This is a genomic window from Pseudomonas weihenstephanensis (assembly GCF_001043055.1).
GTDB lineage: Bacteria > Pseudomonadota > Gammaproteobacteria > Pseudomonadales > Pseudomonadaceae > Aquipseudomonas > Aquipseudomonas weihenstephanensis.
Window position 1 is genome coordinate 67,972 of sequence record NZ_JYLF01000010.1, and the last position, 14,958, is coordinate 82,929.

Consider the following 14,958-nt stretch of genomic DNA (forward strand, 5'->3'; position numbering starts at 1 on the left):
GAAGGGGCTATTGTCCTGGTGTCAAAGGGGCGCTACGTGTAGCTGAACGGCCTGAAACCCGCCATTATCCATGAGCGTTACAGACTCGGCCACCGTGGTGTTTTTACCTGTCAAATCCATTGAAGGAGACTTATGAATACGAACATCCGGTGAGGTTTGGACTCTGTACGAAACCAGCTGTCGTAAACACCGCAGCGAACAGTCCAGCGAGACCATCGCAGAAAAGCTGTCCGCGAGGTTGTCGTATCGGTCACCAATCAGGTGGTTGTCTTTCAGCCAGCCGAACATCCGCTCAATGATGTCTCGTCTCGTGTATTGGGGCTTGTTGAGCCGGCGGGGTGCAGCGGGCTTTGGCTTACGTATCAGCTTGCGCAGCGGGTTGACTGGCCGCATTCGATAACGGTCAGAGTGCTGACGAAATGCCTCTGTGTTATAGCCCTTGTCGGCAACCAGCCTTTACTGGGTCAGTTTTCGGTCAGCGGCAACAGTCACACCGTCATTCCTGACATATCACGCAGCCGAAAGCTCCAACCTCCGTACAGGCAGCAAAGAAAGACGACAATAACCAATAGAGCTGGACGAAGTAGGGGCTTGCAGTGTGGCCCGCTGCGATGTCCTGAAACGCTTTCTCAACCGCGCCCTTGCTCAGGGATGAGGTAACGATGGCCACCCGTTTGAAGGTGTGAGGGGCATTCCTGCAAAACTCCACTGCAGTTCGAGAATCTGCGGTTGTGCCTCGGCATGTGCGATGAATGCCTGTTTTTACCCTGTTGTTGGTATAAAGCCGATTCCATCGAGCGAATTTCTTGGTCATGGCCGGGACGGGCAAATTGAGATTGCCCAGGTTTTTGATAGCTTGGCTGACAGAAACGTGGAACGCGCTCGCGCCGAGAGTCAACTCCCCGTGCTTGGCATGGTAGAAGGTGATTCTTGGAGAGGCTGGATCCGTTCGGAAGCCAATGAAATCAGCCCATTCGTCACCAAGATCATCGCAGACGATAACATCGTCTTCGGGCGCGACCGTCGATAGAACTGCGCCGAACGTGGAGTCAAGATCGAACGTATGATGGACAGCGGTAAAGGCACCTTTCTCGTCCGTGACAGTAGCCAGCTCTGCATTGCCGAAGAGGTAGCCCAGGAACTGATTGCCACCGTTCACCAAGGAGTCGTCCTGGTAAAGGTTGCCGTCCAGATAGGCAAAGCGAGGCTGGTCGAACAGGACAATGTACGTGTCTTCTTTGTCGATGAACTGCTTAAGCAGAACGCGACCTTCGTCTGCTCCTAGAGCGAACTGTGTGTCCTCGACATAGACATCGGCGAGCAGAGGTAGCGTGAAGCGTTTCAAGGCGATTCGCGTTTTGTTGATCGCGAGTTCGCCCACTTCGACGCCTATTGCAAGCTGGGACAAGAGCAGTTTGCCGGCGGCGTTTTTGGCAACTACCAAGACGTCTGTCAGCTCTGCGAGTATCGGATCGACTTCTACCTTTGGCAGCTCTCGATAGCCACCTCCGTCCCGCTTGACCAAACGAACAACTTTGTCGTCAAAGATGGCCTGTCCGAGGATGGCGGTATCAACCGCAAATTGGGTAGGGCTAGCCGTCAGATCAGATAGCTCCAGCGGTCGCGCAAAAGCTGCCAGAAAAGGGGAGGACGATGGCCTTCCAGGTCGAGGGTGCAGGCGGTCAATGATACTACAGGCATAGTCCACCAGTTCCAGGTAGCCAGCACGATCCGCTCGAAGTGAAATCCGGCCGGTTCGCGGTGTTGTTGAGAAGTGCTCGTCCGCCTCTGTGAAGCTGTAACCTAGCGGTGCAAATCGAGCCGAGGAGGCCATGCCCACGTTGTTCTGGAGGTTCTCACCCTCAAGTGTCTTGCTGCGCAATGCAAAGCGGGACAACGTCATATGGCGCAGCCGAACCCGGGCAAATACTGAATCCTTGCTAGTGAGTCCACGGTCAACATCTTGGGAGCTGATGCGCTGCAGGTGCCGCTTGGTGAAATCTGCGGGGACGTCAATCTGGGATTTGAAAATGGCGACGTAATCACGGTGCTCGACGATCAGCAAATATCCGGTTACTCGGTCGATCACGTCGTCAGCGTCAGGTAGGAAAGCTGGTGTCTTGTCGAATTGAAAGCATAGAGCAGACCAGATTGATGCCCCGTGGGCCTGCCGTATGAAAGAGAATAGGTTGTTCGAGGGAGATGTGTGAGCACATCTGATCGCCCGGAACAACGCCGTGATTGCGCCCATTGTGATCGGAGCTTTTCGGCGATAGAAGTAGCAGGATTTGCTGGCTTGAAGCTCATCGATCATGTCCGTTTCCCTACGGCAAGGGGTAAAACGTGGAGTCCATCAACTCGATGAGGGTAGCCCAATGCCACTAAGGCTGTATAGATGGATACGCTTTAATAGAGCATGGCTGCTTGCGAGCAATCATAGTCTGACATGAAGGACTGCGAATGGCGGATTACTTCCTGTAATGACTGACCGGTTTAGATTGTCTGCAGTCGGTCGTGACTATCAAAATCAGATCCTCTCTCTGGGGGGCAAAGTCCATGATTTTTCTAAACGATGAACGATCAGCCGCACGGTCAGCAAATAGTAATACCGCGTCGCGTCGCTGCGTCGATCTAGGCGATGTTCAAGGAACCAAGCCACATGCTTTCTCTGCCAAGCCCAAGGCGTTTTTCGCTGCCAGCGCTCTGCAATTTCAGTCTGGATGATTTTCGCCTGTCGCACATGGCGTTGCCGGGTTGCGTGCGAGCCGGTCAGCACGCCAGCCAAAAACAGCTCCATATCGAATGGCTTACTCATGACCGACCTCCAATGTACGCGGCAACTACGTCAATGCGACCGTGTCCCAGCTCATAGCTGATTTGCCTCCGGGCCTCGCGAGCAAGGTGCCTATCTACCTGGCAACATTGGCCGCCATTGATAGGCGCGCGATGTTGGGTAATTTGCTCATAACGCTCACATGCGTAGGCCGCGCGTAGCTCATGGAAGCCTTTGAGGTTGTGCGCATGCAGGATGGCCCGCGCAGGGCGGATGATTTTTTGTACAAGGTTCAGGTAGCTTTCGTGTGGCGCAATCAGGTTGCTGCTACCCACAGGCGACACCTGCCGTGCAAACCTAAGCGCACCAAGAATATGGTCATTCACCGTAATCCAACGGGGTGCCGAGGCGCCGGCGCGGCCGCCTTTGGTGCCATCCTGAATGTTAATCCTGCCTTGGCCGTTAGCCTCACGGCTCAGCCGTGGCAGGTCAGCCAAGATAGCCTCACGCAAACGCATGCCAGTGGCTCGTGCCAACAGAACGATCGCGGCGGCCCGTAACTGATGATGGCTGCAAAGCGCATCGACGATCCGCTTAACCTGTTCGTGGTCCTGGCCCTGCGGCACCGAGTGTCGAACCCCGGTGCGCTGCATACCCAACGCAATTTCACGCACTGATCACCGCGAAGCGCCGCCATGGTCCTGTTAACGCTGGATAGCCGATTTTGCGCAGTGCTGGTGGCGAGGCCACCGCGCCCAACCAGGTCATGGAGATACGCCGCATAGTTGGCCAATACCTTCCGATCAACCTGCCGCGCATCATTGATACCGGGCCCCTGTTCGGATCGGCACCACTTCACAAATGCCTGCCACCGATCAGAATGCGCCTTGACCGTGCCGTAGTGGCCACCGCCGAACATGTCTTTCAATGCCTGCGGCCCTGCGTAGCTCAATTGCCTGCCGTAGCCGAAATTGCGGCCATCGCGTCTACCCACCAATGCCATGTCAGTCACCTCATCTTCCGTTCTCCAATCCTCGCCCCACGTCATCCCGCCAAGAATGTTGAGTGTTATCAGGGATCAAGGCCCCTGCGACCTGTGAGGGTGTCCACTGACGCAGGACTGGCGGCTCCTTACGGCCGGGAGCGAGGGCATCTCATGATCTGGCCTCCTGAGCACCGATACCGGTGGGCGGGTGGAGGCTGCACTGGCTGACGACACCAGCGCCGCGAGATCCTGAGCCGGGTAAAAGCAGCACTGCGATGACCGGGGCATGCCTGACTGTCAGTCAGATGCAGTCCATTCCGTGGGCTGCGGCACCATCATCTGCATCGCTGTTGCTGGTGACTTCGGTGTTTGTCACGCCGATTGTCACGAGGGGAAATGCCGCAAAGCCTTGTACGAGGTGGGCTGCAGCAGCAGTAGGAGCGCCCGTCTCTTTCCGGAAGAAAGAGACGGGCGCAGGTTGGCGCAATGAAATGGCCAAGCGGATAGGTTGCTGCAGGGCAGCGAATTAGGAAGTGTCGTCTGGCGCACGAGGGCAATGATCTGAAGTAGGCATCCATCACCGGGGAGGTGACCGGGCGAGCTGCCGGACGCGAATCGCCTTTTGGGCTGAACCACCGCGAAAGCGGCGTGACCTTCAAGGTTCGGGCCACCGGGGTTGCTGTCATCGACAGCGCTTGCACGGCCAGTTCTACGCCTGTGGATAAACCCGGTCAAGGTTCGAAATTCAGCGTCACTTTGGACTTGAAGAACGGTTATCCACCGGTGGAATTCCGTGGTAAATCCTGGACAACGTGGTCGATTTTAGCTCTTCAAAGTAAGGTCCATCCAAACAGGGCGGCTTTGCAGCCCTGTTTGGATGGACCCGCGCTTAGAAGCGGATAAGCGAGGCTGCTTGCCCCGAATGTTGAGTGCACAGTTGTTGTCGCTGGCATAGGTGCAACTGTATAGCGCTAGCGGATCGGCACCACGTTCTTGTCTCTGACTTGGCCGTATGCTGAGGCGAGCAGGCTACCGGTGGCAGCTTTCTGGATGTACTCACTCCACCAAGCCATCATCGGACGCCGACGCTCGATGTAGTCGGCTCGATTGTAAGCGCTACGCACCTCATCCTTGTCGACATGCGCCAGTGCGACCTCAATGAGTTCCGGGTCCCAACCATGCTCATTCAAGACGGTGCTGGCCATCGAGCGCATGCCGTGACTGACCAAGCGATCCTGGAACCCCATGCGTTTCAACGCCATGTTGGCGGTCTGGCTATTGGCGTGGGTGCGCGGATTTCTGTCTGCCGGGAATACGTATTCGCGATGGCCGCTGTGAGTCTTCAGTGACTCCAGCAGTGCGACAGCGTGATCACTCAATGGGATGCTGTGTGGGCGACGCTTCTTCATCCGTTCCGGTGGGATAGTCCAGACACGCCTTTCAAAGTCGATGTCTGCCCAGCGAGTAGTCGCCGCCTCGGCGGGCCGAGTCATCGTGTGCAACTGCCATTCGATGAGGCAACGGGTCGTGCGCTTGATGCTGGCATTTGCGATTTCCAGCATGAGCTCGGGGAGCTCTTCGGGCGGAAGCGCAGCCATGTTCTCTTTCTTGGGCTTCTTGAATACTGCCCTGATGCCGCTGAGCGGGTTGGCGAAGATCAGGCCGGAGTTTACGCCGTAGGTCATGATCTCGTTTAGCCGCTGGCTAAGACGTTTGACCGTCTCCAGGCTGCCTTTCGCTTCGATTGGGCGAAGCAATCCGATCACCATCGGCGCAGTGATTTTCGCGAGTGGAGTCGTCTTCAAATCTGGGAACACGTGCAGCGTGAGCGACCGCCAGATGTCCTCGGCGTAGGCCGGGGTGACAGAGTCTTTCTTGAGCTCGAACCAGGCGGTGGCCACGTTCTCGAAGGTGTGTTCCGTTTCCGCGCGCTTGGCTTCATTCAACGTATCGCGTTGCACCTTCGGATCGATGCCCTGGGCCAGCAGTTCGCGGGCCTCGACTGCCTTCTTTCGTGCATTCGCCAGTGACAGTTCGGGGTAGGTCCCGAAGCCGATGTTTATGCGCTTTTTGGTCACCGGTTCGCGGTAGTTGAAATTCCACAGTAACGAGCCGTTGCTGCGTACGCGGAGCTGCAAACCGTCACCGTCCGTGAGGACGTAATCCTTAGACGCGGGTTTGACTCCCTTGAGCTGTCGATCGGAAAGACGGAGGTTTTGAGCAGGCATGAGATTCTCCTCAGGCACTGATTCGGTATTCCAAAGATTAGCACCGGATGAGGTGGAATACCGTCTGGAATACCCGAATGGCTGGAACTCAAAAACTTTCAAAAGACCGCAAAAGCGCTGGAGGCCGCGTATTTACTGGATCGCAGGCACAAAAAAAGACGTCCGTGGACGTCTTTTTTTGATCATTTGGTGGAGCCGGGGGGATTTGAACCCCCGTCCGCCAGTACTCCGCTGTCGGTACTACATGCTTAGCCGTTTCTATTAAGTTAACCCTCAGCGACCCGAAGGGCAGGGTGCTTTGGGCGAGTTGTGTAAGTTTTAGCCGCTTCGTCCACAACGTACTGCACGGCGATCCTGTTCTATATGACAATCACTTCAGGTTTACAGGCATCCCCTAGTGATTGCTGGACCCGAAGGTACCAGGAGGATGGCTAAGGCAGCTTACGCTGCGAGAGCTTGACCCTCGTAGGTTTCGTCATTGGCAACTATAGAAAGTTGCAACAGTGGATTTACGAGTTCTGTTACCAACTCGGCATGCACCTAGAGTTTCGCAACCGGCGTCGAATCCTAAACGGCCCCGATGCCTGCTGTGTGTAACCAGCAAGCCAGCGCAGTCTACGCCAATCCTGCGCAGAAGGCCAACCTCAAGGCTTATTTGCCTTCACCACCCTTGTTGATGTTTTGAATGCGCTGCAACTCTTGGGTGGTGATAGAAATGCATTCTTTGTCGTTGCCGCTCTCTTTTGCAGCCACGGCTTTGTCATGAGCGGCTTTGAGGTTGTCATTGGTGTTTTCGCTGGTTTGGCCAGACGTTGCCATCGCATCGTTGATCTTTTGCAGGTTGATGGAGCACAGATCATCTTTAGCCGGTTCGGCCGCAAATACGGGAGAAGCCAACATTGCAGCAGTGATAAACAGGCCAGCAAGAGCGGTACGCTTCATGGGTAAACTCCTTGTGCACAGATGAGGCCCGGTGTGTGCGGGCTCGGTTTTATACCCCAAGCAGTGGGGCCTTAAGCCAATTGACTATAGCTGCGCTCAAGGGTTCTGCTTTTATTTGGCCATCATTGGATTAGTTTTTTTATGCTCAAAAAAGGTGCGCAGAACCTGCATTGTCTGGCGTAGTCGTTGCCGCAGGCTGTGGGCTTTTCATTTGAGAAGCGCGCAGCCTTTGGCAGCGACATACCGACTACGTAGCGTTACAGCGATTTGGCCGCCGTCACGCGGTCGACCAAATACACCAAGCCGTGGTAGTCAATGCCGCCATGTTGCGTCAGGCCAATCTCGCACGTGCGACTGGTGGAAATCCCTTCGCTGCAATGCTGCACGGCGTCTTTTAAGCTGCGCAGCGAATGGCCGTTCAGCTCTGGCGTGGTGAACCCTTTGTCGCCCGCGAAACCGCAACATTGAATGCCTTCCGGGATCACGACTTCGGTGCTGCACAATCGTGCGATGTCGATCAGTGCCTGACTCTCGCCCAAGTGTTGCGTGCTGCACGTAACGTGGACGGCGATCGGAGCTTGTTGCGGGGTGAAGCGCAACTTATCCACAAGGTGGGTGCGAATGAAACGTACCGGGTCGTACAGGTCGAGACGCGTTTCACCCAGGTCTTGAACCAGGCGTAACGTGCACGGGCTAGTGTCGCAATAGATCGGGTCAAGCCCGCCACGGCTGGCGTGCAGTAGGGCGCCAATCAGTTCCTGGCGTTTGTGTTCGGCTTGTTCGGCGTAGCCCTTGGAGGCGAATGGCTGACCGCAACATAGGCTGTCCAGGTTGTCCGGGAAGACCACTTGGTAACCGGCTTTTTCCAGCAAGCCACGGGTTTTATCCAGCAGTGACATTTGCTCGCTGTCGCCTGCCGCGGGCCCCATCACGCGGGATACACAAGCCGCGAGGTACACCACTCGTGGTCGTGCATCTTTCACGGGCGGGCTAAAGCGAATGGCCCGCTCGGGTTGCGGCATGGCGTTCGTCCACAGCGGGACTCGTCCTTTGCTGGCCTTGGTGAGCGTCGCCGACAGTTTGGTTAGGCGCGGCGCGCCCAGTAACATGCGCGCACCGTTTGCCACGTGCAGGGTAAAGCGGGCGCCTTGTAGCGTGGTCGGAAAATGGGTGCCCAGCCAGTCGGCCGTTTTGAGGTGAGTTGCCTTGCTAGCGCGCAGTTTTTTGACCAGTTCACCCGTGTTAATCCCTACCGGGCAACGTTGCGCGCATAAACCGGTCGCGGCGCAGGTATCGATGCCTTGGTATTCGTAGGCTTTTTCCAGTTCGCGGGTATCCACGCCTGCGCGTTTTTTCGCCTGTATGTCGCGCCAGATCACTATTCGCTGTCGGGGGCTGAGCGTCAGTCCTTTGGACGGACACACCGGCTCACAAAATCCGCACTCGATGCACTTATCCACAATCTCGTCGGCGGCAGGCAGGGGCTTCAAGTGTTTGAGGTGGATTTGCGGGTCTTCGCTGAGTATCACGTCCGGGTTGAGAATGCCTTGCGGGTCGAGCAGGCGTTTAAGTGCCCACATGAGTTGATACGCGTCGCTGCCCCACTCCAGTTCTACAAAGGGCGCCATGTTGCGACCGGTGCCGTGTTCCGCTTTGAGGGAGCCACCAAATTCCACGGCCACCAACTGCGCCACGTCATCCATGAACGCCTGATACCGTGCGACTTCTTGCGGGCTATTGAAGCCCTGGGTGAAAACAAAGTGCAGGTTGCCTTCAAGCGCGTGGCCGAACAGGATCGCTTCGTCATAGTGATGTTTGTCGAACAGCTCAATCAGGCGATTGACGCCGATGGCCAGTTGTTCGACAGGGAAGGTCACGTCTTCGATGATCACTGTTGTGCCGGTTTTACGCACCGCGCCGACTGCCGGGAAGGTGTCTTTGCGAATGGCCCACAGCTTGGCGTTTTCGGCTGGATCTTCGGTGAAGTCGACTTGTTTCTCGACAGTGAATGCCGACAGCGAACCCATGATGTGCGCCAATTGTTCGTGCAACAACGTCTGCGTAGCGGCGCGGGACTCAATCAGCAGGGCGCAGGCATTGGCCGACAGTTGTTGTACGAAAGCAGGCATGCCGGGCTTGTCTTGTACTGAGCGTAGGCTGCGGCGATCGAGAAGTTCAACGGCAGACACGGGTTGGCTTTTCAGTACGGTCACGGCGTTACAGCAAGTTTCGACGTCCGGGAACACGATTAACGCCGAGGCTTTGTTCGGGTGATCAATGACGGTGTCGTAAGTCACCGAGCTGATAAAACCCAGCGTCCCTTCGCTGCCCACCAGTAGGTGGCTCAGGATATCCAGCGGGTCGTCAAAATCCACCAGGGCGTTGAGTGACAACCCGGTGGTGTTTTTCAGACGGTATTTGTGGCGGATTTTCGCAGCCAAATCAGTGTTGGCGCGGGTCTCGCGGGCCAGGGTAGCAAGTTGTTCCAGTAACGGGCCGTGGCTTTGGCGAAAGTCGGCGACATTACCGGCGTCTTCGGTATCGATACGTGTACCGTCGGCCAGCACTACGCGCATGCCCGCCAGGGTGTGATAAGTGTTTTGCGCGGTGCCGCAACACATGCCACTGGCGTTATTGGCGACGATGCCGCCAATTTTGCAGGCGTTGATTGAGGCCGGGTCGGGACCGATCTTACGCCCGTATGGTGCGAGCCAGGCATTGGCTTGTGCACCAATCACACCGGGTTGCAGGCGGATTTGAGTGCCTTGGCCGCGAATTTCTTTAGCGTTCCAGTTATCGCCGAGCACGATCAGTACGGAGTCGCTGATGGCTTGGCCGGACAAACTGGTGCCGGCAGCACGGAAGGTGACTGAAACCTGGTCGCGGCGCGCCAAGTGCAGCAGTTCAACCACTTCGTCTTCGGACTCGACGCGGATGATCAGCTTTGGGATCAAGCGATAAAAGCTCGCATCGGTGCCAAAGGCCAGCGTCGACAGCGCGTCAGTGAAGCGACGATCGGGTGGGATCAGTCGCTCAGCATCACGCACAAAGGCTACGGGCAGGCTCATGCATCCTCCAGAATTAACACCACCAGGTCTTTCGGACCGTGGGCACCGTAAGCCAGGACTTGTTCAATGTCAGCGGTTTTAGAAGGACCGGACACCAGCAAGGCATTGGTCGGCATGCCATCGGACCAGTTCATTTCACGTTGCACCTGATAGAAGTTGTCGCGAATTTCGCTGGCTTTCAGCAGGGCGAAATGCACCGGTGGCACAAGGCTCATCAGGCGCGGCTCTTCGGTTGTCGGCCACATGATCAGGCTGCCTGTGGCCGCGATCGCGCCCAACGTAGTGGTCAAGCTGGCGGGCGTGTCATTGAACAACTCGTCTTTCCACTCCTCCACCGGCCGATCGTAGGCTTTGAGTGTCGCGAGCGTCGGGTTCTGCGCCCAGTGCGCGGTAACTTTCTGCCCGTGGGGCGTCGACGGAGCAATCAGCAAACTCGGTAGCTGGCGATCTGTAATCAGCTGGGCCAGAAGCGCAGGCCAGTCGTGTTCAGTGCTGAGGTGGATTTCCGTGTGCACGGCTTCCATCAACTTACGCAGTTGGGGGATGCGCTGTTCAAGCGGGTACGTCCAGGGCTGGGTCACCAATTGTTCGTCGAAGTTGTCAGCCACGGGTGTAGTGCCCGTCAGGCTGTTGCGCAGTTTGTTGAGGATATTTTGCTTAGCGCTCATGACTGATCTCCCGACTGTTTCGCCAAGTGCTCGCGGGCCATGTCGTGCAACGAACGGGCGGCGGGTTTAGGGGCGCTGTGGTTTTGGGTCCAAGGTCCTACCTTGCTCGGCGTCAATGCGCGCAAGCGAGTGGCGGCCTTGAGGAACAAGCGGTACAGGTTGGGTGAGCTGTTGAGCTTGGCCCAGGCGTTCCAGATGAAGCGTTCTTTGCGTGAATACTTGCTGCCCTGACCGCGCATGATGCGGGGTTGGGTGGTGGGCGCTTTGACGTTTTCTTCACGCAGGCGGCGTAACAGAGCAGGAATCGGGATCTTGACCGGACAGACTTCCCCGCACGCTCCGCACAGCGACGAAGCGCTCGGGTGATCCGGCACCTTGGCCAGCCCCACCATGTGCGGCGTGATAATTGCGCCGATAGGGCCGGGGTACACCTCGCCGTAGGCATGACCGCCAATGCGTGTGTAAACCGGGCAGTGGTTCATGCAAGCGCCACAACGAATGCAATTGAGGGTTTGACGAAGTTCACTGTCGGCAAATGCCTGGCTGCGGCCGTTGTCCAGCAGCACTAAATGTACTTCTTCTGGGCCGTCTAACTCGCCGGGCTTACGTGGGCCAGAGATCATGTTGACGTAAGTCGTGATTGGCTGGCCGAGGGCAGAGCGGGTCAATAGCGAGAGCAGTGGGACAACATCACGCAGGTTCTCGACTACCTTCTCGATCCCGGTGACGGCAATGTGCACCGGTGGGACGGTGGTCGACATGCGCCCGTTGCCTTCGTTTTCCACCAGTAGCAGGGTGCCGGTTTCGGCCACCGCGAAGTTGACGCCTGAGACGCCGATGTCTGCTTCAAAGAATTTTTGTCGCAGTACACGCCGACCAATCTGGATCAGTTGGTCGACGTCTTTGGTGTAGTCCACACCGAGTTTTTCGTGAAACAAGTCGGCCACTTGCCCGGCGTTTTTATGGATCGCGGGCATGATGATGTGGGACGGTTTTTCGTTATCCAATTGAACAATGTACTCACCCATGTCGGATTCAAGGCATTCAATGCCTTGAGCACCCAGGACATGGTTCATCTCCATTTCTTCGCTGACCATCGACTTGCCTTTGATCACCTGTTTGGCGGCGCGGCGGCGCGCAATCGAGAGCACGATGTCGTTGGCTTGCTCGACAGTTTCAGCCCAGTGAACGTGCACGCCGTTACGGGTCAGGTTGGCTTCGAGCTGTTCAAGCAGGTCTGGCAGTTTAGATAAGGCGCGGGCACGGATTGCATTGCCCAGTGCCCGTAGGTGCTCGCGCTCGTGGGCGTCGCTGAAGGCCACGGCGCGTTTGGTCATCAGAGAATCCATGGCGCTGCGAAAGTTATTGCGCAGTTGTTTGTCAGCCAAGGCTTCATGGGCGCGCTCGCGGAAGTCTTCTTCCACTGCAACGGTCGGAATCAGTGTGCCGGTGCTCATTGTTCACCTCCGGTGCGCTGCCACAGGAAACTGGCCAGATGTTGACCGCGCAGGGATTGTTTCTGTTTTTCCAGTGAGCCGTTGATGTTCATCAAGCAGCCGCAGTCAGCTGTCAGTACTTGATGCGCACCGGTTTCAATCAGGGAGCGGGTTTTATCAGCCACCATTGCACCGGAAATATCCGGCATGCGCACGCTGAATGTTCCACCAAAGCCGCAGCATTCACTTTCGTGGCTGTGGTCGATGCGTTCCACATTCGCTAATTGCGCCAGCATTTCGCGGCCGTGCAGGTGGGTGTTCATTTCACGGCGGGCCGAGCAAGACGTGTGCAGCGCCACCTTGACCGGGGCGCCGTGGTCCTTGAATTGAACCTTGCACACGTACAGCAGGAATTCGGTGAGTTCGAAAGTACGCTCAGCCAAGGCATGAACGTGTTTCAACGTCTCAGGTTCGTCTTTGAACAGGTCTTCATAGTGTTCGCGCAGCATGCCCGCGCATGAGCCGGACGGCACGACAACGGGGTAGCTCTCGGTAAACAAGGCGAGCTGTGCGCGTGCGACTTCGCGCGCCTGATCGGTGTAACCCGAGGTATAGGCGGGTTGTCCGCAGCAGCTTTGACCTTGCGGGTACTCGACAGCAATGCCTTCGCGCTCTAACAGGTGGATCGCGTCCATGCCGGCTTCAGGGAAGAACAGGTCGACCACGCAGGTGCCGAACAGGTACACCTTATGTGGTTTTTGCGTGGGGTAAATACGAGGTGTAGGGAGGGGCGGGGCGACACGGGTCGCGTTGGGCACGGCGTTGTAGAAAAGCTCGCTCATCAGGCGTCTCCGGGTGGTCCCGGTTATGTGTCCACGGGTGTGGACCGGGTAGTGAATTACTGACGCCGGGGCAGCCCCGGCGCCATTAACGTGCTGTAACCATAGCGCGTATCAGTGCACCAGCATGCCGGTGAACCAGTAGGCTTGCGCCAGCGTGATCAACCCCACGATGGTGGCGAAGAACAGGCTGTGTTTCAGGGTGAAACGGAACAGGTCGGATTCTTTACCCACCAGGCCGGTGGCCGCACACGCCACGGCAATCGATTGGGGTGAAATCATTTTGCCGGTCACGCCGCCGCTGGTATTGGCGGCCACCATCAGGGTATCGCTGACGCCAATCTGGTGCGCGGTGGTGGCTTGCAACGAGCTGAACAGGGCGTTGGACGAGGTGTCCGAGCCTGTCAGGAATACGCCCAGCCAGCCCAAGAAAGGCGAGAAGAACGGAAACGCAGCGCCCGTGCCAGCCAGGACCAAAGCCATGGTCGAAGACATGCCGGAGTAGTTAGTCACAAATGCGAACGCCAGCACCATACCGATGGACAGGATGGGCCAGCGCAGTTCGAAGAATGTTTCTTTTAAAGTGGTCAGACCCGTTTTGATGTCGATTTTCAGGATCAGCATCGAGATTAAGGCCGAGAAGAAAATAGCGGTGCCGGTGGCTGAGATCGGATCAAGTTTGAAAACAGCTGCAATCGCAGTCGGTGCATTGACGATCGGTGCGGTTTTGATCACCAGTTGATCGAGGTGCGGGATCGCGAAGTTGAACACCCAGCCGTACATCGAACCGCCTGCCGAGAACAGGGCTTTGAACGGTTTAAGCGTCCAGATGGTGACCAGAACCGTCAGGATCAGGAACGGGGACCACGCTTTCAGGATCTGCAACAGGCTGTAAGGCGATGCCAGCAGATTGGCTGGTTTGCCGAAACCGCCCGGGTTGGCCGTCACGACAACATCAGAGGCCACGCCTGCAATCTGCGCACCTGCGGTGCGTTTTGGTTGCCAGATTTTCAGAAACAGCGTCAGGCTGACCAGGCTGGCGAGGGCAGAAGTAATGTCCGGCAGCTCAGGGCCAATGTAGTTCGAGGTGAAGTATTGGGTCACAGCGAAGCTTAGGCCCGCCACCAGCGCGGCTGGCCACGTTTCACGCACGCCGCGCAGGCCGTCCATCATGAACACCAACCAGAACGGCACGAACAGCGACAGCAGTGGCAGTTGACGGCCTGCCATGGCGCCGATCTTGAACGCGTCAATGCCTGTCACTTGGCCAGCCACAATGATCGGGATGCCCAGTGCGCCGAACGCGACGGGGGCGGTGTTGGCGATCAGGCACAGGCCAGCGGCATACAGTGGGTTGAACCCCAAGCCTACGAGCAGGGCGGCAGTAATCGCTACTGGTGCGCCGAATCCGGCTGCACCTTCCAGGAAGGCGCCGAAGCAAAAACCGATCAGCAGTACCTGTAGGCGTTGGTCGTCAGTGATTGACAAGACCGAACTGCGGATAATTTCGAACTGGCCGCTTTTCACCGTCAGCTTGTAGAGGAACACCGCGGCCACGATGATCCAGGCGATTGGCCAGAGGCCGTAGGCAAATCCATAGCCCGCTGCTGCAAAAGCCATGTCGACAGGCATCTGGAAGGCAAAAATAGCCACCAGAATCGACAGGGCGAGGGTGATGCTGCCGGCGACATGTCCTTTGAGACGGAACACGGCCAAGGCCAGAAAGAAGAACACGATCGGGATGACGGCGGCGAGTGCGGACAAGCCGAGGCTGCCGAGCGGACTATAGAGCTGTTGCCAGGTTTGCATATGGGGTGGCCCCTAATTGTTATTGGTCGTTGCGGCTGGTCGCGTCTGGATAATTGGTATTACCAATTTACAGCCGCTGTCGGGTAGGTTAAAAGCCTTATGTAGGGTGTGTCAATTTGCCGCCCTAAATCTTTTGTCTGACAAAACGTTACTGGCGAATCTGATGGGGTGTTTGTTAATGCTTCTGGCAGGTGTCTGAAGCGCGCTAAT

At 56.9% G+C, this 14,958-nt stretch carries 9 protein-coding genes, 1 other RNA gene and 2 pseudogenes; all 12 read right to left on the reverse strand.

Annotated elements, in window-relative coordinates; genetic code table 11:
- Positions 1 to 162: 162 nt before the first annotated feature.
- A pseudogene (locus tag TU86_RS19540) lies at positions 163 to 453 on the reverse strand (transposase); the annotation flags it as partial.
- A 43-nt stretch (positions 454 to 496) separates the two neighbouring features.
- Positions 497 to 2,314: a hypothetical protein gene (locus tag TU86_RS23195; protein WP_048365976.1), complete on the reverse strand. Its 1,818-nt coding sequence runs from the start codon at positions 2,312 to 2,314 to the stop codon at positions 497 to 499.
- Between the two features lie 213 nt (positions 2,315 to 2,527).
- Positions 2,528 to 2,815: a hypothetical protein gene (locus TU86_RS19550; protein ID WP_048365977.1), complete on the reverse strand. Its 288-nt coding sequence runs from the start codon at positions 2,813 to 2,815 to the stop codon at positions 2,528 to 2,530.
- Positions 2,812 to 3,776 (reverse strand): annotated as a pseudogene (locus TU86_RS19555) (integrase domain-containing protein). The gene TU86_RS19550 and the pseudogene TU86_RS19555 overlap by 4 nt, the downstream one beginning before the upstream one ends.
- A 953-nt stretch (positions 3,777 to 4,729) precedes the next feature.
- Complete coding sequence (locus tag TU86_RS19560; RefSeq protein ID WP_048365978.1) at positions 4,730 to 5,986, reverse strand: integrase domain-containing protein; 1,257 nt, start codon at positions 5,984 to 5,986, stop codon at positions 4,730 to 4,732.
- Positions 5,987 to 6,173: 187 nt separating this feature from the next.
- Positions 6,174 to 6,565, reverse strand: a transfer-messenger RNA (tmRNA) gene (gene ssrA, locus TU86_RS22670).
- 72 nt (positions 6,566 to 6,637) lie between these two features.
- The gene (locus TU86_RS19565) at positions 6,638 to 6,928 is read right to left on the reverse strand and encodes a hypothetical protein (RefSeq protein WP_048365979.1); all 291 of its coding nucleotides are present in this window, start codon (positions 6,926 to 6,928) and stop codon (positions 6,638 to 6,640) included.
- 257 nt (positions 6,929 to 7,185) lie between these two features.
- Entirely contained in the window at positions 7,186 to 9,996 is a 2,811-nt protein-coding gene (locus TU86_RS19570) for an FAD-binding and (Fe-S)-binding domain-containing protein (RefSeq protein ID WP_048365980.1), read from the reverse strand.
- Positions 9,993 to 10,664 (reverse strand): LutC/YkgG family protein, encoded by a 672-nt coding sequence (locus tag TU86_RS19575; RefSeq protein ID WP_048365981.1) that lies wholly within the window; start codon positions 10,662 to 10,664, stop codon positions 9,993 to 9,995. Before TU86_RS19575 ends, TU86_RS19570 begins: the two co-directional genes overlap by 4 nt.
- Positions 10,661 to 12,121: a LutB/LldF family L-lactate oxidation iron-sulfur protein gene (locus TU86_RS19580; protein ID WP_048365982.1), complete on the reverse strand. Its 1,461-nt coding sequence runs from the start codon at positions 12,119 to 12,121 to the stop codon at positions 10,661 to 10,663. The genes TU86_RS19575 and TU86_RS19580 overlap by 4 nt, the downstream gene beginning before the upstream one ends.
- Positions 12,118 to 12,942 (reverse strand): (Fe-S)-binding protein, encoded by an 825-nt coding sequence (locus TU86_RS19585; protein ID WP_048365983.1) that lies wholly within the window; start codon positions 12,940 to 12,942, stop codon positions 12,118 to 12,120. Before TU86_RS19585 ends, TU86_RS19580 begins: the two co-directional genes overlap by 4 nt.
- Before the next feature lie 111 nt (positions 12,943 to 13,053).
- Positions 13,054 to 14,748, reverse strand: a complete 1,695-nt coding sequence (locus tag TU86_RS19590) for a lactate permease LctP family transporter (protein ID WP_048365984.1) — start codon at positions 14,746 to 14,748, stop codon at positions 13,054 to 13,056.
- Between the last annotated feature and the right edge of the window lie 210 nt (positions 14,749 to 14,958).